Origin of the sequence: Mesorhizobium sp. WSM3868, assembly GCF_002294785.1 — a bacterium.
Classification (GTDB): domain Bacteria; phylum Pseudomonadota; class Alphaproteobacteria; order Rhizobiales; family Rhizobiaceae; genus Mesorhizobium.
Map to the genome: position 1 here is coordinate 378,298 of NZ_NSGB01000003.1, position 18,309 is coordinate 396,606.

General features: G+C 63.6%; 22 protein-coding genes. 10 read left to right on the top strand and 12 right to left on the bottom strand.

Annotated features, from left to right (window positions below):
- The first annotated feature begins 149 nt into the window (after nucleotides 1–149).
- Nucleotides 150–545, top strand: coding sequence for an acyl-CoA thioesterase (locus tag CK221_RS08005; RefSeq protein WP_066994459.1), 396 nt, complete (start codon nucleotides 150–152; stop codon nucleotides 543–545).
- 481 nt (nucleotides 546–1,026) lie between these two features.
- On the opposite strand, the gene CK221_RS08015 is transcribed toward CK221_RS08005, so the two are convergent.
- Nucleotides 1,027–1,395 carry a helix-turn-helix domain-containing protein gene (locus CK221_RS08015; RefSeq protein WP_066994462.1) on the bottom strand — a complete coding sequence of 123 codons (369 nt, stop codon included), beginning with the start codon at nucleotides 1,393–1,395 and terminating at the stop codon, nucleotides 1,027–1,029.
- Nucleotides 1,396–1,487: 92 nt separating this feature from the next.
- On the opposite strand from CK221_RS08015, the gene CK221_RS08020 reads away from it, so the two are divergent.
- A complete protein-coding gene (locus tag CK221_RS08020) occupies nucleotides 1,488–2,093 on the top strand; it encodes an NADPH-dependent FMN reductase (RefSeq protein ID WP_067326641.1) in 606 nt (201 codons plus the stop codon).
- 174 nt (nucleotides 2,094–2,267) lie between these two features.
- On the opposite strand, the gene CK221_RS08025 is transcribed toward CK221_RS08020, so the two are convergent.
- Entirely contained in the window at nucleotides 2,268–2,711 is a 444-nt protein-coding gene (locus CK221_RS08025; RefSeq protein ID WP_095777325.1) for a gamma-glutamylcyclotransferase family protein, read from the bottom strand.
- Nucleotides 2,712–2,747: 36 nt separating this feature from the next.
- Here CK221_RS08025 and CK221_RS08030 point away from each other — a divergent pair, with 36 nt between their 5' ends.
- Complete coding sequence (locus CK221_RS08030) at nucleotides 2,748–3,170, top strand: GNAT family N-acetyltransferase (RefSeq protein WP_095777326.1); 423 nt, start codon at nucleotides 2,748–2,750, stop codon at nucleotides 3,168–3,170.
- 35 nt (nucleotides 3,171–3,205) lie between these two features.
- Here the strand turns inward: CK221_RS08030 and CK221_RS08035 are convergent, their stop codons facing one another.
- From CK221_RS08035 to CK221_RS08055, 5 genes are all read right to left on the bottom strand, one after another.
- Nucleotides 3,206–4,519 (bottom strand): hemolysin family protein, encoded by a 1,314-nt coding sequence (locus CK221_RS08035; protein WP_095777327.1) that lies wholly within the window; start codon nucleotides 4,517–4,519, stop codon nucleotides 3,206–3,208.
- Between the two features lie 94 nt (nucleotides 4,520–4,613).
- Nucleotides 4,614–5,321, bottom strand: a complete 708-nt coding sequence (locus CK221_RS08040; protein ID WP_095777328.1) for an LssY C-terminal domain-containing protein — start codon at nucleotides 5,319–5,321, stop codon at nucleotides 4,614–4,616.
- Nucleotides 5,322–5,393: 72 nt separating this feature from the next.
- Complete coding sequence (locus tag CK221_RS08045; protein WP_245430589.1) at nucleotides 5,394–6,146, bottom strand: extensin family protein; 753 nt, start codon at nucleotides 6,144–6,146, stop codon at nucleotides 5,394–5,396.
- A gap of 185 nt (nucleotides 6,147–6,331) precedes the next feature.
- Nucleotides 6,332–7,366, bottom strand: a complete 1,035-nt coding sequence (locus CK221_RS08050) for an extensin family protein (RefSeq protein ID WP_095777373.1) — start codon at nucleotides 7,364–7,366, stop codon at nucleotides 6,332–6,334.
- Between the two features lie 193 nt (nucleotides 7,367–7,559).
- Complete coding sequence (locus CK221_RS08055; protein WP_095777330.1) at nucleotides 7,560–7,985, bottom strand: DUF3775 domain-containing protein; 426 nt, start codon at nucleotides 7,983–7,985, stop codon at nucleotides 7,560–7,562.
- A 178-nt stretch (nucleotides 7,986–8,163) separates the two neighbouring features.
- Here CK221_RS08055 and CK221_RS08060 point away from each other — a divergent pair, with 178 nt between their 5' ends.
- Both CK221_RS08060 and greA read left to right on the top strand, forming a co-directional pair.
- The gene (locus tag CK221_RS08060; protein ID WP_095777331.1) at nucleotides 8,164–8,703 is read left to right on the top strand and encodes a tetratricopeptide repeat protein; all 540 of its coding nucleotides are present in this window, start codon (nucleotides 8,164–8,166) and stop codon (nucleotides 8,701–8,703) included.
- 276 nt (nucleotides 8,704–8,979) lie between these two features.
- Nucleotides 8,980–9,453, top strand: a complete 474-nt coding sequence (gene greA, locus CK221_RS08065; protein WP_027168132.1) for a transcription elongation factor GreA — start codon at nucleotides 8,980–8,982, stop codon at nucleotides 9,451–9,453.
- Between the two features lie 3 nt (nucleotides 9,454–9,456).
- On the opposite strand, the gene waaC is transcribed toward greA, so the two are convergent.
- From waaC to CK221_RS30170, 4 genes are all read right to left on the bottom strand, one after another.
- The gene (gene waaC, locus CK221_RS08070) at nucleotides 9,457–10,431 is read right to left on the bottom strand and encodes a lipopolysaccharide heptosyltransferase I (protein WP_095777332.1); all 975 of its coding nucleotides are present in this window, start codon (nucleotides 10,429–10,431) and stop codon (nucleotides 9,457–9,459) included.
- Entirely contained in the window at nucleotides 10,428–11,435 is a 1,008-nt protein-coding gene (waaF, locus tag CK221_RS08075; protein WP_095777333.1) for a lipopolysaccharide heptosyltransferase II, read from the bottom strand. Before waaF ends, waaC begins: the two co-directional genes overlap by 4 nt.
- Nucleotides 11,408–12,358 (bottom strand): ADP-glyceromanno-heptose 6-epimerase, encoded by a 951-nt coding sequence (gene rfaD / locus CK221_RS08080; RefSeq protein WP_095777334.1) that lies wholly within the window; start codon nucleotides 12,356–12,358, stop codon nucleotides 11,408–11,410. Before rfaD ends, waaF begins: the two co-directional genes overlap by 28 nt.
- Before the next feature lie 252 nt (nucleotides 12,359–12,610).
- Entirely contained in the window at nucleotides 12,611–12,973 is a 363-nt protein-coding gene (locus CK221_RS30170; protein WP_179295092.1) for a hypothetical protein, read from the bottom strand.
- A 106-nt stretch (nucleotides 12,974–13,079) separates the two neighbouring features.
- On the opposite strand from CK221_RS30170, the gene CK221_RS08090 reads away from it, so the two are divergent.
- The 4 genes from CK221_RS08090 to CK221_RS08105 all read left to right on the top strand — a co-directional run bounded on the left by CK221_RS08090 (nucleotide 13,080) and on the right by CK221_RS08105 (nucleotide 16,555).
- The gene (locus CK221_RS08090; RefSeq protein ID WP_095777335.1) at nucleotides 13,080–13,712 is read left to right on the top strand and encodes a LysE family translocator; all 633 of its coding nucleotides are present in this window, start codon (nucleotides 13,080–13,082) and stop codon (nucleotides 13,710–13,712) included.
- A gap of 147 nt (nucleotides 13,713–13,859) precedes the next feature.
- Nucleotides 13,860–15,350 (top strand): D-glycero-beta-D-manno-heptose-7-phosphate kinase, encoded by a 1,491-nt coding sequence (gene rfaE1, locus CK221_RS08095; protein WP_095777374.1) that lies wholly within the window; start codon nucleotides 13,860–13,862, stop codon nucleotides 15,348–15,350.
- 7 nt (nucleotides 15,351–15,357) lie between these two features.
- A complete protein-coding gene (locus CK221_RS08100; protein ID WP_066994501.1) occupies nucleotides 15,358–15,930 on the top strand; it encodes an SIS domain-containing protein in 573 nt (190 codons plus the stop codon).
- Complete coding sequence (locus CK221_RS08105; protein WP_095777336.1) at nucleotides 15,923–16,555, top strand: HAD family hydrolase; 633 nt, start codon at nucleotides 15,923–15,925, stop codon at nucleotides 16,553–16,555. The genes CK221_RS08100 and CK221_RS08105 overlap by 8 nt, the downstream gene beginning before the upstream one ends.
- A 68-nt stretch (nucleotides 16,556–16,623) precedes the next feature.
- On the opposite strand, the gene CK221_RS08110 is transcribed toward CK221_RS08105, so the two are convergent.
- Nucleotides 16,624–17,100: an Lrp/AsnC family transcriptional regulator gene (locus CK221_RS08110; RefSeq protein ID WP_095777337.1), complete on the bottom strand. Its 477-nt coding sequence runs from the start codon at nucleotides 17,098–17,100 to the stop codon at nucleotides 16,624–16,626.
- Nucleotides 17,101–17,320: 220 nt separating this feature from the next.
- Here CK221_RS08110 and trxB point away from each other — a divergent pair, with 220 nt between their 5' ends.
- On the top strand, nucleotides 17,321–18,295 hold the full coding sequence (gene trxB / locus CK221_RS08115) for a thioredoxin-disulfide reductase (RefSeq protein ID WP_095777338.1): 975 nt from the start codon (nucleotides 17,321–17,323) through the stop codon (nucleotides 18,293–18,295).
- The last annotated feature ends 14 nt before the right edge of the window (nucleotides 18,296–18,309 follow it).

Here is an 18,309-nt window from a genome sequence, read left to right on the forward strand (position 1 = left end):
ACATTGCCGGCTCACGTCGTCGCTGGGGCTTCCGGCATGGCTTGTGAAAAAAGCGACCGAGCCGCGACGCGTCCTTCGCCTTCAGCAAAGCTTGCGACATCGCGATGGCATTGGTACGGCTTCAGGAAGCAGCGGCTGGAGGACCCCTCATGGTGCACTACGCGGACGGCAAGCCGCTCGGCGACCTGACATTGAGGACGCTCGCCATGCCGTCGGATGCCAATGCCGCCGGCGACATATTTGGCGGCTGGGTGATGGCGCAAATGGACCTGGCCTGCGGCATCCGCGCGGCCGAACGGGCCAAGGGCCGTGTGGTGACGGCGGCGGTCAAGGAGATGTCCTTCGCCAAGCCGATGAAGATCGGCGACACGCTCTGCATCTACACCCATGTCGAGCGCGTCGGCCGCACCTCGATGACGCTCAAGGTCGAGGCCTGGGCGCAGCGTTATCTCGCCGACCTGATGGAGAAGGTCACCCATGCCGATTTCGTCATGGTGGCGCTCGACGGCGACGGCAAGCCGAAGCCGGTCCCAGCCGAAAGCTGACGGCGAACGATTCCCCGGACAGGCAAATTTGTAACAACTCTTGCGCGGGACGTGCGTCCGACGACGTCCGATGGTTGCTTCCGCGCCCGAGGGTGCGTGCCGCTGGAGGAAAGACAATGCGTCAACATATGCTGAACGGCTGGCTCGTGGCAGCCCTTCTCGCACTCGCCTGTCTGCTCGGCATAACTGCCTATGTAGAAGTGAAAAAAGAGCTCCCGCGCACAGTGTGGATGCATGGCCTCGGGGCGGAGCAGAGTCAGGGAGCGATGCGCGCAATCTGCTCCTTGGCGCCGCGTGGCAGTACCACGTCAAAAGCCTGAATGGTCGTCTCAGACGCGACCAAAGCCGTCAGGGTCGGGCGGGGCACTAAAGGTTGATGTGCCCTCCGAATACGACAGGTCAAAAAGACACAACTGCAGACTCCTTGCGCAGTCAGCAACGCTGCGACGCGATGCTTGCAACACGTTGAGCTTCAAGGCTTTCAGGGATGCTCGCCATCGAATTTCGCGCGTGCCGCGCGTACTCGATTGGTATTCTTTCGTGCCCATTCGCCGAGTGCGCCAACCGGCACCAGCAACTCGTGGCCGAGCTCGGTCAGCTCGTAATCGACGCGCGGCGGAATGGTCGGGAAAACCTTGCGCGTGACAAAGCCGTCGCGCTCCAGACCGCGCAAGGTGATGGTCAGCATCTTTTGTGAGATGCCGCCGACGGCCGTGCGCAATTCATTGAAGCGCATCGGTCCGCCGCCCAGCTTGCCGACCACCAGAACGGTCCATTTGTCGCCGACCCGTTGCAGGATTTCCGATACGGCCCGGCAGTCCTCAGTGTTGTACGGGTGCCTCGGTAACAAAAATGTGCCTCCTTGCGCGCCACTTTGTCAGTATCACATATAGCGCCGGTATCCAAACGATACCGAAATTCCCCCGCAAGGAGAGCCCCCTTATGTCCAAGCCCAAAATCGCCATTGTCGTCGGTTCGACGCGCGCTGCCCGCTTCGCCGACGTCCCGACGCAGTGGATCGCCAAGATTGCCAAGACGCATGCCGACATCGACGTCGAAGTCGTTGATTTGCGCGACTGGCCGCTGCCGTTCTTCGATGAGGTCGCATCCTCCGCCTGGGCGCCGTCGCAGAACGAGGTGGCGCAGCGCTGGCAGAAGAAGGTCGCCGAGTTCGACGGCTTTATCTTCACCGCGGCCGAATACAATCACGCGCCGACCGCCGTCTTGAAGAACGCCATCGATTACGCCGCCAATGAATGGAACAAGAAGCCGGCCGGTTTCGTCGGCTATGGCAGCGTCGGCGGCGCGCGCGCCGTCGAGCAGCTTCGCCTGATCGCCGTCGAGCTGCAAATGGCGCCGGTCAAGTCGGCAGTGCACATCGCCTGGGGCGATTTCCTTGCGGTCCGCCAGGGCGACAAGAAGCTGGAAGAGATCGAACATCTGAACCAGGCGGCGGCGGCGCTCATCAATGACGTTGCCTGGTGGGCGAAGGTGCTGAAGGCGGCGCGCGCCGCCGACGCGATCGCCAGTGAAGCCCAGGCGGCTTAAGCCGCTTCATCCTCCCAAAATATCATCTACGGGCGGCGCTTGCGCCGCCCCTTTTATTTGCGGAAGCCTCGGTCGTCGACAGACGATCGCTCAAGGATTTCGCTCTGCTGCCGCTTTCATGTCAGACATACTGGAGAAAGTCGGATTTCAATTGGGCATCCTTCGGGCGCAACCTTAGTCGTTCGCGTGAAGTTTGAAACGCCGATCGTCGTAGAAATCCAGATATCCCGAATGGACGGGATCCGCGAGACGGCGGGATTTCATGTAAGCCTGCGCCACCACATGCGGACCGCCTTCAATGGGCTCAACCTCGATCGGGACGCGCAGGTTGCCGGGCTTGCCAACGGATTCGATCCGGTCAAGCCCAGCCAGGGCGCGGTCGTCGACCGCGTAGAGCTCGCCCCTGACGTGGAAGCCGAGACCCGGTTCATTGAACATCATCGGAGCGAAGCGAGGTCCGGCAATCAGCATCGGGAAACGCTCACGGGTCCTGCAGGCACCGATGCACGCGGCCCCGGACAAACCCGCCTTGTGAAGAGGAAACCCTCTCTTCAAGGTTCCGAACACGAAGAGGTTGACGAGCATTCTCCGGAACGCCGGCCGAAGCTGGAAGTTCATCCGTTTTCGCCATGTTCAGGGCAGGTGCAAATCCGCATGACTCAAGAATTCTCAATTATCCTGTCTGCGGACGAAGCCGCGAAAGCGGAGGCCGCCGCGGCGCTCTACCGCTATAACGTCGCCATCACAGGGACGGACGACCGCATTCCCATAGGCGCCGTATTGTGTGATGGCTCGGGCAAAGCTTTGGGCGGCCTATGGGGAAGGACCGAACTCGGCCTTCTGTTCTTGGACATGTTTTTCGTGCCCGCGCATTTACGCGGTCTGTCTTACGGCGCCCGGTTGCTTGCCGCCGTCGAAGAAGAGGCAAAGGCGCGGGGCTGCAGACGCGCCGTCGTGGAGACAAGCAGCTTTCAGGCGCCTGGATTCTACAGCCGCCACGCTTATGTGGAATTCGGCCGCGTTCCGTTCGGGTTCGATGGGCAGGCCCGCGTCTTTCTTCGCAAGGAACTGGCCTGAATGGACGTTGGGAAAACCCGGCAGATCCAGGCTCGCTATCGGCGCGCCATCGGACGGTGGCCGTCGGGCAGGCGGGTGGCGATCAGTTTGTCGATACGGCGGCCGTCGAGGTCGACCACCTCGAAGCGCCAGCCTTGCGCGTCCACGCATTCGCCGGTAGCGGGAAGGTGGTGCAGATGCGACAGCACATAGCCGGCCACCGTCTCGTAGTCGCGGTTCTCCGGCAAGTCGATGCCCAGCACCTCGGCCATCTCGTCAGCCTGCATGTAGCCGGCAAGCAGCCATGAGCCGTCCTCGCGTTTGACCGCGTTCTCTTCCTCGCCCGCATCGAGGTCCGAGCGGAAGACGCCGGTGATCGCTTCCAGGATGTCGGCGGGCGTGACGATGCCTTCAAAATGGCCGTATTCGTCATGGACGAGCGCCATGGGCACGTCCGATTCCCGCAGCCTTTGCAGCACGTCGAGCGCGTCTGCCTGATCATGGACGATTGGCGCGGTTCGCACATGCTGGCGCGGATCCAACACTCTGCCGGCAAGAAGGGCGGCCAGCACGTCGCGCGTCTGGATGACCCCTATCATGGCATCGACATTGCCGTCGCCCGCAGGCAGGCGCGAATGCTGGCTCTCCATCAGAAGCCGCTTGATGGCCGCCTCGTCGGATTGCAGGTTGATCCAGTCGACCTCGGTGCGCGGCGTCATCACTGCGCGCACAGCGCGGTCGCCAAGGCGCATGACGCCGGCGATCATGCGGCGCTCGTCGGATTCGATGGTGCCGTGATGCTCGGCCTCGGCGACCAGCATCTTGATCTCCTCGTCCGTGACCTTCTCTTCCGCCTCGCCGGCCTGGCCGAGCAACCACAAAACCGCGCGGCCGGAAATGTCGAGCAGAAAGACGAGCGGCGCCGATACCTTGGCGAGAATGGTCATCGCCGGCGCGGCGCGGACTGCGACGCGCTCAGGATCCCTGAGCGCGATCTGCTTCGGCACGAGCTCGCCGACGATCAGCGAGGCGTAGGTGATGACCGCGACGACAATGCCGACGCCGATGGGGTCGGCGATGTTGTCGCGGATGCCGGTCGAGGCCAAGTATTGAGCCAGTCGCTCGCCGAGCGTGGCGCCGGAAAAGGCGCCGGAAAGGACGCCGACCAGGGTAATGCCGATCTGCACCGAGGACAGAAACTTGCCGGGGTTGGAGCCGAGGGCCAGCGCGCGGCCGGCACCCCTGACATTGCGGTCGATCATCGCCTTGAGGCGGGCCGGCCGCGACGAGACGATAGCCAGCTCCGACATGGCCAAAAGGCCGTTCACCAGGATGAGGGCGGCCACAACGGCGATTTCGAGGTATAGCATGCGGCGTCAATAGCATTGCTGCGGTGCATTCGAAAATAGCGGGTTGGGCGTTTTTCGAATTGCGCGGTTTGCTGCTTCGAGAATGCCGGATGCGCTAGGGCAATTGCTTCAACACGCCAACCACCGCCATACCGTCGGTGAAATAGGGATCGCCGCCGCCGTTCCTGCCGTTTTTCGTCGCGCCGATCCCCGGGATCTCGCTGGTCGATGTCAGCATGCCTGCGGTGCTGAGGTCGCCGATCAGCAAGTTGCGCTCGGCGTCGATGTCCGCGCCGATATGGTGAGTGATGGCACCGGTGTCGTGGCTCAAGCCGACGCCGCGGTCGAAGCTGGCAGCGCCCAGCCAGAGCGGGCGGCCGTCGTCGCCGACGGTATTTGTCTGCCAGAAGCGGACGTGGTGGCGCCGGTCGGCGCTGTCGCCGACGGGCTTTTCGAAAGCGAGGTCCTGGGCGCGGCCTTCAAACAGCAGGCGGCTGATCGGCGCATCGGGATAGGGCCGGGAGAACAGGACGCTCTCGCCGATGTCGATCGCTGTCCTAAGCGTGACGGCGTCGGCCGTGTCCCAGCCGGCCACGGCAAAAGCGTGGACCACCTCCTTCTCGGTGCCGATAAGTCCGACATTGATCGGGTCGCCGGGAATGCCCTGCGGCGTATGCGTCACCATCTCGAAGCGCTGTGTGCGGAAGCCGCGCTCCCGCCACGTCCAGAATTCCGGCGCAGCAAGGTAGGCAAAGCCAAGATAGAAAGCACAGAAAGCCGCCAGCCAGATCGCCGCGCGTCGCCTAAGGCTTCGCTCACCCACGAGAGACCACTCCCAAGCCTGTGCCCGGCCCACTCTATGCGGTGTTGGGCCGGTTGGGCAGTAGGCCGAAGGTCAGCGGCAGGCGCGGTAGCCGTTCCTGCGATTCTTGACGTCGAAGTGAAAGTGGTTCCGGTGGTCGTAATTGTAGCCCGGGCCGAGGACCGTGTTGAAATATTGGCAGCCGTCGGCGCGAACATTGTTGAGGAAGCCGCGGGTGCGGAACGCAAACAGGCCAGGCTTGCGAACGTCGATGTCGTTGCCATTGTTGAGCTCGATGCTCATGACGTCGAGCGCATTGCCCTTGCCGTGCTCCGACAAGACGCCCTCGCCGGCGATCTTGCGGCAGGAATAGCTCGAGCCCTGGTGGATCGCCCTGACGCCGGAGAAATAGCGCCAGCGGGCTGCCGGCACGAGCTCGTTCCTGGTCCAGGCGGCGAAGGTCGCGGCCATGTTGCAGGTCAGTGTCGCTGCCGGTTTCATCTCGACGCTGCCGATGGCTGAAACTTTCACCGGGAAATCGATGCCGCACTGGCCTTCGTGGATCGGCTGGATGTCCTGGTAAACGACGCCAAGCCGTTTCAGTTCATTGCGGCAGTCGATCTCGCTGGCCGGCATCTGCTCGGGCGAAGACATCGGCTCATCCATACGCGGATAGGCTGCCTGGGTCAGATAGGGATCGGACGGAACAAGCCTCTGCATGCCGGAATATTGCGGAGCCTCGGGCATGGCGGAGGTCTGGCTGCCGACGTCGACGGCCGGCTGCAGCGAAAAGACATCGCCGGTGGTGCAGGCCGAGACCGCTGTGATTGCGAGCCCCGTTGTCATTCTGACGGCAACGGAGCGCGCACGAGTGCTTAGTCGCGCCAAGGCGAGGCTGGCGCCAAATATTGCGGCCATCGAAAGGCATCCTGTCCCCGGATGGCACAAGTCTAGTCGGCAAGAGTAAAGGAAAGATCAGCGCCGGCATTCACGCCTGGGGCCGAATTGCGGCATCTGTTCTTCGCACCCACTCATTGGCAGAACGTTCCGCCATTCCGTCTCGGTTCGAGGTCGAAGTGGAAGTGCAGCGCATGGTCCGGATCGCTGCCTGGGCCGAGCACCGTCTTGAACGGCCCGCAGGCGGCCTTGCGGATCGTGTTCAGGAAGTTTGCATCTTTTTCGGGCGGCACCGGGCCGACCTCGATCGTCCTGCCGTCGGAGAGTGTGAAGGACGCGATGTCCAGCGCATTGCCGAAGGCGTGCTCCGAAAGCTTTCCACCACCGTTGCGCGGGCGGCAAACAAAGGCGGAGGCCTGGCCGATCGATTTGAGATCGGCGCCAAATTCGGCCTTCGCGGCGGGTTGGATGACTTCGACGGCAAATCGTGCCGCAGCCTCCGCCATCTGGCAGTTGAGTTCGGCTCCGCCGCCTATACTGATCGATTTTCCTAATGTTTTCATGACGATGGGATAGGGAATGGAGCAGCCGATCTCGGCGTCGTGTTCGGCCTTGTGCTCCTCGAATTCGACGCCGAGCGTCTTGAGGCGCTCACGGCAGGCAACCTCCTCCGCCGGCATCTTGTCAGCTGGCAGCTCAGCGGAGCGCGGATCGGGCAGTATTTTGTTGTCGTGGGTATCAGCCGGCTTTTCAGGTGGCTTCGGTGCGGCAGCGGGCGGCTTCGGTTCCGCGATGTCGGGTCGTTGCGTCGGAATCGGCACCGCAGACGGCGCCTCAGGTTCGCCTTCCGTGTCGGTTGACGGCTCGGTGGCCGAAGGCTCGGGATGCTGCCGCTTTCCCTCACGAGACTTTTCCTGATTGATCGGGTCGGATGCGTCAGCGTCCTTTGGACCGGCAGCCTTCTGCTCTTCCAGCGTTGCGGTGCCGGCCTTTTGCGCTTCCGCGGGCCGTGGTTCTGGCACCGGAGCATCGGCGGGCAAGATCGGCTGGTCCTGCGTTTGCTGTTGCGCCAGCTTTGGCGCGACTTGCTGCTTGCCGCGCGATCTCACGCGGTGCTTGCTCCTCGGCCGCAGTGGTTGATCCGCCCGCTGCGTCAACGGCTGCTCCATGCGCGGTGTCAGCGGCTGCCTGTGACGATGCTTGGCATCGGCCGGCGTGACCAGCAAAATCCCCGCCGCCAAAGGCAGCGCCAGTCTGCAAAATCCGGAAAAGCTCAGCCTCGCCATCGGCCGGAAACGGGCCGGGCATCGCAAGGTTGCCTTGAACGCCGCGGCGCTGCGATCAAAATCGGTTACCGGTTCGTTACGCGCCGATCGCCTCCAGGCCTTCCTCCAGCCAATCGGCGAGCTGCGGCAGCCCGAGCAGGTACTTTGCGGTGCGCTTGTTGGCGCGCTCGCGCGCGGCCGCCACCGCGTCGACCCATTCGGAAGCTTCGTGGTCGCCGCGGCCCACCCAGGCCAACGCTACGAGCTCGGCCGCTTCATCGACGTTGAGGTCGTTGATCAGCTCGCGGAACTCCTCCTCGGTGAGGTCTTCCGATGCCTCCTCGACAAGGCCGTCGTGATGATGATTGTCGTGCCTGTCGCCATCGAACTCGACCTCGTGCTCGGCGCCGTCGTCGTAGTCCTCGTTGACGGCTGCGCTCAGCGCCTTGGCCTTCAGGATGAACAGGCGCACGGTATCCGGGTCGATGGAAAGCTCCCATTCCTTCTCGAGGCGCTGCTGCACTGGCCTTTCTCCTCGTCGTGCGCTCGACTGATGATAGCGGATTTGCGGCCCGCGTCACATCCGTTCGCAGAGGCGATGCGCTCCCCGACCTCCAAATAGTTTGGCTTTGACAGGTTTTCGGGATGAAACCGCATCGAAGCGGCGTTAATCTGCCGTTGTCACGCTCAAGGAGGCTCCGATGCGCAGACGTTTGCTTGTTCAGGTCTTGGCTGCTGCCGTTAGCCTGCCGCTGTTCGCGGCGCCTGCATTCACCGCCGGCGAGGGCGGTGGCGGTGGCAGCCAGACTACCACTCAATGCAAGAAGGGTCAGGTCTGGGACAAGAAAAAGAAGAAATGCGTCGTGCCGCAGTACGGCATGCTGGATGACGACAGCATCTACGAGGCAGGCCACGATCTGGCGATGGCCGGGCGCTACGACGAGGCGATCTCGGTGCTGGCGCTCGCCGCCAACAAGCAGGATCCGCGCATTCTCAACTATCTCGGCTATTCGCATCGCCATTCCGGCCGTGTCACGGTCGGCCTCGGCTATTACGAGGAAGCGCTGCGCATCGACCCCGACTACACGCTGGTGCGCGAATATCTCGGCGAGGCCCATCTGCAAATCGGCGATCTTGCCGGCGCGCAGGAGCAGCTCAAGGAAATCGAGAAGCGGACCGGCAAAGGCTCGCGCGAATACGGCATGTTGTCAGAGCAGATCGAGCGTTTCCTGAGGAGCTGATTCTTCTCAGATGCTTTTCGAGGCCGGCTGCGAGCAATCGCAGCCGGTTTTTTGCTGCCGGCATTGCGGATTTAGCGCCGGATGGCCTTGCGAAAGCGGTGGTGATTTTACTGAACTTCATTTTTGAGCGTGAAAATCGCGCGGAGATCGCTATATTCAGGGAAATTGTGGTGAAACGGTTCCGTTAGCCCGAGGCTGCCGGACCGTTTTCTTTTTGTACCCAACGACAAGGCTATTCCCGAAAAGCGGGGGTAGTGGCAGGAAAGGTCAGGCATCATGATCAAGGTCCCGATGACAGGCGAGGGGTTCGCGTCATTGAAGGAAGAACTGCGCTGGCGCCAGCAGGAAGAGCGTCCACGCATCATCGAGGCGATCTCCGAAGCGCGCTCGCATGGCGACCTGTCCGAAAATGCCGAGTACCACGCGGCTAAAGAGTCGCAGAGCCACAATGAGGGCCGTATCAACGAGCTCGAGGACCTGATCGCGCGCGCCGAGGTGATCGATGTCTCCAAGCTCAGCGGCGACAAGGTGAAGTTCGGCGCCACGGTCGTGCTCGTCGACGAGGACACCGAGGAAAAGAAGACCTATCAAATCGTCGGCGACCAGGAAGCGGACGTGAAGTCCGGCCGTATCTCGATCTCTTCGCCGATCGCGCGCGCGTTGATCGGCAAAGAAGTCGGCGATGCCATCGAGGTCAACGCCCCGGGCGGCGCACGGGGTTACGAGATCGTCCAGGTGCAATTTATTTGAGGGCTAGACTGGCGTTTCCGATCTGAGCGCCAGCAGCCGCTCTGCTTCAGCCATCACTTCGGCCGGCGTGACTTTGCCGCCGGCGGGCGCCAGCAGTGTCGATGAATAGGGCCCGCGCGGGCCGGTCAGGCCGGGCTCCGTCGCCAGGAATATGGCGACGGTCGGCAGGCCGAAAGCGCTGGCGAGATGGGTGAGGCCGGTGTCGGCGCCGATGACGAGCGTCGACCGGCCGAGGATCGCGGCGACATCCGCTAGCGGCGATTTCGGAACCAGCACCGTTTCCGGCACGGCGCCGGCGATCGCCTCGGCAACACGCTTCTCCGCTTCGTTCGACCAGGTGACGATCGGTGTAAATTGCTGCGACACCAATCGGCGCGCAGTCTCGACCCAGTCTTCGACCGGCCATTTCTTGTCTTCGCGGCTGGTGCCGTGCAGCAGGAAAGCCGTTTTACCTTCGACGCCGGAAAGTCCGCCTGCCGGCGGCACTATGCCGGAGCTGAGCGTCGAGAGGTCCGCCTGATACCCCAGCGCCAGGCCGAACAGGCGTCTGGTGCGCTCGATGGCGTGCAACTCGCGCGGCACGGCGTATTTGCGCTCGTAAAGCAGCGTCGCCGAGGGCTCGCGGGCGCTGGAGGGGTCGAAGCCGGCGATCGGCGCGCCGGATTGCTTGGCGACCACGGCCGATTTCAACAGCCCCTGTGCATCGATGACCAGGTCATAGCGGCGCGAGCGAAACGCACGTCGCAGGCCGGCCATCTCGCGCCATGTGCCGCGGTCGAACGGCTTCTTGCGCCAGCGCCGGATCGCCACCTTGTGGATGGTTCCGATCGCGGGATGCAAGGCGACGATGGCGGCAAAGGCCTCTTCCACGCACCAGTCGAAGCTTATGTCCGGGCGATTGCGGAGCGCGTCCTCGACGGCCGGGAAGGTGTGGATGACATCGCCCATCGATGACGTCTTGACGATGAGAACCCTCATGCGGCCGCAGGAATTTCAAGCAACCGGTCGGCGGCGGCGGCGACCCGCGCGACATCGAGCGTCTTAAGGCAGTTGAGATGGCCGAGCGGGCAGACCTTGCTGTGGCAGGGCGAGCAGGAGAGGTGCAGCCAGATCAGTTCCGAACGATCGGTCAGCGGCGGCGTGTTTTCGGGCGAGGTCGAACCATAGACGGCGACGATTGGCGTGTCGACGGCGGCAGCCACATGCATCAGTCCGCTGTCGTTCGAAACGGCTAGCTTCGCCGCGGCGATCAGGTCGATGGCATCCTCCAGCTTCGTCCGGCCGGCAAGGTCGACGGCGCCCGGCGCAAGCCTCGCGATCTCGCCGGTGACCTCAGCGTCATTCTTCGAGCCGAGCAAAGCGACGCCCAGGCCTTTTGCGATCATCCCGCGGGCTAGCTCGGCATAGTATTCGCTCGGCCAGCGCTTCGCCGGGCCGAACTCGGCGCCCGGCAACAGGGCGACGAATTCTTTTGCACCCAGCCCGAACCGCGCCAGCAGATCGGCCTGATTGGCCATATCGACGGTGAGCTTCGGCGGGCGAAAGGTGCCGCCGCGCGCCAGGCCGAAATAGGCCTGAGCCGTGCGCCGCTTCACCGCATCGGGCAGCGGAACGATGTCGGTCAGCAGGCCGTAGCGCATTTCCCTCAGATGGCCGACGCGGCGCGGAATCCGGGCGAAGAACGGGATCAGCGCCGATTTCCAACTCCCCGGCAGCACATAGGCCATGTCGTAGCGGCCGCGCAGCAGGCGACCGAAGCGCCTGCGGCTGCGGAATTCGAGCGTGCCGGGCATCAGTGGAAAGTCGATCTGGGAGCGTATTTCGGGCATGCGTTTGACCAGGGGCGCTGCCCAAGCCGGCGCGAGCACGTCGATGGCCGCATTCGGATGCTTTTCCTTCAGCGCGGCGAACAGGCACTGGGCCATGACCATGTCGCCCACCCAGCGTGGGCCGATCACGAGGATCGTTGGGCTTTCAGCCATTGGACATAGTCTCTGACGCCGGTTTCGACGGTGCGGAATTGGCCATTGTAGCCGGCCGCGCGTAAGCGGGACATATCCGCCTCGGTAAAACTCTGATAGCTGCCCTTCAGGTGTTCGGGGAAGGGAACGAACTCGATCTCACCCTTGCCGAGCGTGTCGATCACCGTCTCGGCAATGGCGCGGAACGGCTGGGCGCGGCCGGTGCCGCAGTTGAAGATGCCGCTTGAGCCCCGCTTCCATAGCCATAGATTGACGTCGGCGACGTCGCCGACATGGATGAAGTCGCGGCTCTGCTCGCCGGGGCCGAACCCGCCATAGGCGCCGAACAGCTTCGGGTTCTGGCCCTGCTCGACCTGGTTGAACAAATGGAAGGCAACCGAGGCCATGGCCCCCTTGTGCGCCTCGCGCGGCCCGTAGACGTTGAAATAGCGCAGGCCGGCGACCTGCGAGTGATCGGTGTCGAAGACATTGCGGCGGACATAGTCGTCGAACAGCTTCTTCGAATAGGCGTAGACATTGAGCGGCCGCTCGAATTCGGGCTCTTCGCGAAACTCGCTGCCGCCGCCATAGACCGAAGCCGAGGAGGCATAGAGGAAGGGCACCCGCAGCGCCAGGCAGGCGTGCAGCAGGCGCTTCGAATGAGCGTAGTTCACGTCCATCATGAACTTGCCGTTCCATTCGGTGGTGGTCGAGCAGGCGCCCTGATGGAAGACGGCCTCGATGCGGCCCAGCCCGCCATCCTCGAGCCGGGCCGGAAGCTCGTCCTTGTCGAGATAGTCGGTAATGCGGAGATCGGCCAGATTGGCGATCTTGTGGCCGTCGGTCAGATCGTCGACGACCAAGATATCGTCATGGCCTTCGGCATTCAGCGCGGCGACGATGTTGGAGCCGATCATGCCGGCGCCGCCCGTGACGATGATCATCCTTGTGAGCCTTGTTTCGTTGCCGATTCCGGCCCTTATAGGGGAGGCGCGAGCAGGTGTCGATAAAAGGTCCCCGGTTGTGGAGCATCGGCTACGACGAATGTAGGGATGGATCGGCAGAACGGCTCGCGAGATAAGCTCTGGCGCGCCGAACGGTACGTCTTCGGTCGAAGCAAGCTATGGTGCCTTTGAGGGCCGTGGCATGAGCCGTCGGTGTGCGTTCTTGCCGTTGGTATAGCCATGACATCCGATTTAAAGCCCGGCCTTCGCCACGTTCAAACCCTGCGGGTCGACGACTCCCTGACGGTTCCGGCAATGACAACGGCCTTTGCGGGTTTCGGCGACATGCCGCCGGTTTTCGCCACCGCCTTCATGGTCGGCTTCATCGAATGGGCATGCGTCGAGGCATTGCGTCCGTTCCTGAGCAGCCATGAGAGAACCGTAGGCACCCATGTCGACGTCAGCCATGTCGCCGCGACACCCGTCGGCATGACCGTCACCGCCGATGTCGAGCTTGTCGCGGTGCAGGGGCGAACGCTGCGCTTCAAGGTATCGTGCAGCGACGAGAATGGATTGATCGGCGAAGGTTTCCACGAGCGCGCGGTCATCGACCATGACAAGTTCATGGCCCGCGTTCTTGCCAATCAGGGCAGACCGGTTCGTCGCCACAGTGAGGCCGCAAAGCTCCCGCTTCAGTCGGCTCCTATCGTGAGGGATCAAGATGCCGTCGACCGAACTGCTTATCGCCTTCTTCGTCACCTCGGCTATCTTCGCCTACATTCCCGGACCGGCCATGCTCTATGCCGCCGCGCAGACCATGGCGCGCGGGCGTTGGTCGGGGCTGACGGCGGCGCTCGGCATCCATCTCGGCGGCTATGTCCATGTCCTTGCCGCCGCAACCGGACTGTCGGTGTTGTTCCATGCCGTGCCGCCGCTTTACATGGCGGTCAAACTTGTCGGCGCGCTGTACCTGATCTGGCTCGGTGTTTCGCTGTTCCGCGCCAAGATCGAGGGAAGCGGCACGCTCCCTGTGATCGAGCGAAAATCGGCGCGTCGCGCCTTTTTGGAAAGCATCACGGTCGAGGTGCTCAATCCCAAGACAGCCATCTTCTTCATGGCGTTCCTGCCGCAGTTCATCGATGCCTCGGCGACCTTTCCGGTTTGGCTGCAGTTCGTGGTGCTGGGAACCGTCGTCAACCTGATGTTCTCGTCGGCCGACATCGTTTGCGTCTTTCTCGCCGGCGCGATGATTGCGCGCCTGCGGCGCTCCGGTCGCGCGCAGCGCCTTATGCAGCGCGCAGGTGGCGCCGTGCTTGTCGGTCTCGGCGTCCATGTCGCCTTGCAGAAGAGCTGATTCGTCCGGCGCCTTGGCCGTGCGCCATACGGCCGCCGTTGCGCTGGCCCCGATTGCGGTATATCGGCATCGCGAAGAATGAAGAGCGCCGGTTTCCGGCGCTGCAACCCCGATCAAGAACCGCCTTTTTCGGCGCGTCCCAGTGAGATGATCAAGCACCATCTGCCTTCCCCGGAGCCCTTGCATCGCACCATCGCCCACTTCGGCGAGGTCACCGCGCTGGTGGTCGGCGATTTCATCCTCGACCGTTTCGTCAACGGCGTCATCGAGCGGATCTCGCCTGAAGCGCCGATCCCGGTGCTGCATGGGCGGGGCGAGGTGGTGGCGCTGGGCGGCGCCGGCAACGTCGTTTCCAACATCGTCTCACTGGGCGGCGCCGCCATCCCGGTCTCCGTGATCGGCGCCGACCAGGCCGGCGACAATCTCATGCGCATGCTCGGCGATCTTGGCGCCGATACGGACGGCCTTGCACAGCGGCAGGACCGCATGACCTCGTCGAAGAGCCGCTTCAGCGCGCTTAACCAGCAGGTGCTGCGTTTCGACGAGGAGGAAATCAAACCGTTGTCCAGTGGCGAGCGGGCGACGCTTGTCGAGCATTTCCAGGCTGCCCTTGCGCGCGCCGATATCGTCATCCTGTCCGACTACGGCAAGGGCATCCTGCTCGACGGCGTGGCGGCCGAACTGATCGCGATCTGCCGCGATGCCGGAAAACCGGTGCTGATCGACCCGAAGGGCCGCGACTATGCGCGCTATGCCGGGGCGACGGCGGTCACGCCCAACCGCAAGGAACTCGGCGAGGCGGTCGGACGCCCGGTCTTCGGCGATGACGAGATCGTCGCTGCGGCACGCGACCTGATTGCCGCGCATGACTTCGAGTTCATCGTCGCGACGCGCAGCGAAAAGGGCATGAGCGTGGTCTCCGCGGAGGATGCCCGCCATATCTCCACGCAGGCGCGCGAAGTGTTCGACGTCTCCGGCGCCGGCGACACGGTCATCGCCACCTTCGCGCTGTCGCTCGCCGCGGGCGCCGACCGGGTGCAGGCTGCTACAATCGCCAATGCCGCCGGCGGCGTGGTCGTTGGCAAGCGCGGCACGGCGCGGCTGACAGTGGAGGAGCTTTCCGGCGCGCTGTTCCGCTCGCATGGACCGGTCGCCCACAAGGACGCCATTCTCGACGCCAATGCGGCGGCCAGGATGGTGGCGGCCTGGAAAGAGGAGGGGCTGTCGGTTGGCTTCACCAATGGCTGCTTCGACATTCTGCATGCCGGCCATGTCAGCCTGCTGCACGCCGCGCGCAGCCGATGCGACCGGCTGGTGCTCGGCTTGAACAGCGACGCCTCGGTGCGCCGGCTGAAAGGGCCCGGACGTCCGGTCAACGACCAGCACGACCGCGCCTGCGTGCTCGCGGCGCTCGCCTCGGTCGATGCCGTTGTCGTCTTCGAGGAAGACACGCCGCTCAAGCTGATCGAGGCGCTTCTGCCCGACATCCTGGTCAAGGGCGCGGATTACACGATCGAGACCGTGGTCGGCGCCGACGTGGTGCAGAACGCGGGCGGGCGTGTGGTGCTGGTCGACCTCGTCGCCGGCAAGAGCACCACCAAAACCATCGGCAAGCTGCGCGCCGGCGGCGCGAATTGAGGGTTTCATGTCCGAGCTGAACGACTATCTGGTCCGCTCCGCGGCGGCGATCTCGGCAATGGTCGAGCGCGATCTCACCGGCGAGATGGAGCGCGCGGTGAGCGCGGTCGTGAAGGCGCTGTCACACGGCAAGGCGCTGCTGATCTGCGGCAATGGCGGCTCGGCGAGCGACGCCATCCACATCGCCGGCGAACTGGTCGGCCGGTTTCTTAAAGAGCGCAAGGCCTACAATGTCATCGCGCTGCCGGCCAATGCGGCGGTGCTGACCGCCTGGGGCAACGACTACGGCTTCGACACCGTCTTCTCACGCCAGGTCGAGGCGCATGGGTCGGAAGGCGCGGTATTGCTCGCTATCTCCACCAGCGGCAATTCGCCGAGCATCCTTGCCGCCGCCGAGCAGGCGCGGGCCATGGGCATGACGGTGATCAGCCTCACCGGCGACACCGGCGGCAAGCTCAAGCCGCTCACGGACATCTTGCTCAACGTGCCGTCGACCTCGACGCCGATCATCCAGCAGGGGCATCTCTGCCTCTATCACCACCTGTGCGAGGCGGTCGAAGCGCGTCTCAGCAATGGCTGACCGCGAAGGGGATTTTCCGCTCGTCGAGCCTGGCCTGTGGATCGAGCGGATTGGCGCCAAGGCGTTTCCGGCTGGCCTGCCGGCACTGTTTCTAGACCGTGACGGCACCATCAATATCGATACCGGCTATCCTGACGATCCGGACGCCATGGTGCTGCGCGACGGTATCGCGCCTGCCATAGAAGCCGCGAATCGGCGCGGCATTCCGGTCATCCTCATCACTAATCAGTCCGGTATCGCGCGCGGCTATTTTGGCTGGGACGCCTTCGCCCGGGTCAATCAGCGGGTGCTCGAACTGCTTGCCGAGAAGAACGCAGCCGTCGACATGGTGCTGGCCTGCGCCTACCACGAGGCCGGTTCGGGCCCGCTGGCGATCGCCGATCATGCGATGCGCAAGCCCAATCCGGGCATGCTGCTCGAGGCAGGGCGCCGCCTCGGCCTCGATCTCAAGCGATCGCTGATCGTCGGCGACAAGCCGGCCGACATGGAAGCAGGCCAGCGCGCCGGCCTGGAGCGCGGCTGGCTTGTCGATGGTGAAGCCATGGCGATGGGCGGGCTTTCGGTTTTGCCGCTGCGCGGGGCGCAGGACCTAGAGAGCCTGCTGACCGCGATACGGTCGCTCTGATCCCACATTGATTCAAGATTGATCGCCAAATCGCTGTTTTTCCAGCGGCTTCATCGGAAGCCGGCGCATTAAGCCGGAAAGGCGACCAGCCCCTCGTCCTTGACCCGGCGGATGGTCAGCGCGGTGCGCACCGTGTCGACATTGGGCGCCGAGGCGAGCTCCTCGATGACGAAGGTCTGGAAGGTGCCGAGGTCGCTTGCCACGGAATGCAGCAGGAAATCGGACTCGCCCGACACCATCCAGGCATCGCGAACGATCGGCCAGCCCCTCGTCCGCTCGGCAAAAGCCTTGAGCTCGGCGTCGGCCTGATGGTGCAGGCCGATCAGGCAGAAGGCGACGACATCCATGCCGAGCGCCGGCGCATTGAGGAGCGCACGGTAACCGCGGATGATGCCGGCCTCTTCCAGTCGCCTGACGCGGCGCAGGCAAGGCGGCGCCGAGATGCCGACGCGGCCGGACAACTCGACATTGGTCATACGACCGTCACTCTGCAGCTCTCGCAGGATCTTCCAGTCGATGGCGTCGAGATCGGCTTTGAGCGGCATGATCGGCTTTCGCGCAAGAATCTTTCGCGATTTTGTAATTTGGTTTCGCGCGCGAGGCCATCCCTTTGCGATGATTTTTCTGCAACTGGCTGCGATATGGCCCTGTATACCGCTATGAAGCTTTCCGGGGACGAAGGCCAAGCTGCCTTGCTGGCTTGGCGGGCAGCACTTACATTACCGGCAACAAAACCACGGCCCTCGCGCCGCAGGGGACTTTTTCATGAACACCAAACACGCGCCCGTTCTCATCATCGGCTCCGGGCCGGCCGGCTACACCGCGGCGATCTATGCCGCCCGCGCCATGCTGAAGCCGATGCTTGTCGCCGGCCTGCAGCAGGGCGGTCAGTTGATGATCACCACCGACGTCGAAAACTATCCGGGCTTCGCCGATCCGATCCAGGGCCCCTGGCTGATGGAGCAGATGCTCAAGCAGGCCGAGCATGTCGGCACCGAGATCGTCAACGACATCATCACCGAGGTCGACCTCAACGTGCGGCCGTTTCGCGCCACCGGCGATTCCGGCACCGTCTACACCGCCGACGCTTTGATCATCGCCACCGGCGCGCAAGCCAAGTGGCTGGGTATCCCGTCCGAGCAGACGTTCATGGGCTTCGGCGTCTCGGCCTGCGCCACCTGCGACGGCTTCTTCTATCGCGGCAAGGATGTCGCCGTGGTCGGCGGCGGCAATTCGGCGGTGGAGGAGGCGCTCTACCTCGCCAACCTCGCCAAGAGCGTCACCGTGATTCACCGCCGCAACGATTTCCGCGCCGAGCGTATCCTGCGCGAGCGGCTGTTCAAGAAGGACAATGTCCGCATCATCTGGGATAGCGTCGTCGACGAGATCACCGGGCAGCCGGGCAAGGCACCGCTGCCGCCTTCGGTCGACGGCTTGAAGCTGCGCAATGTGGTGACGGGCGAAGTGTCGCGGCTGCAGGTCGATGGCGTCTTTGTCGCGATCGGCCATGCGCCGGCGGTCGAGCTTTTCATCGGCAAGCTGAAGCAGAAGCCGAACGGCTATCTGTGGACGGCGCCCGATTCGACCCGTACCGACGTTCCCGGCGTTTTCGCCGCCGGCGACGTCACCGACGATGTCTACCGGCAAGCGGTTACAGCTGCCGGGCTCGGTTGCATGGCCGCGCTCGAGGCGGAGAAATATCTGGCGGGGATCGAGGTTCACCGCGAAGCGGCGGAATAATCGATCGGCTGAAA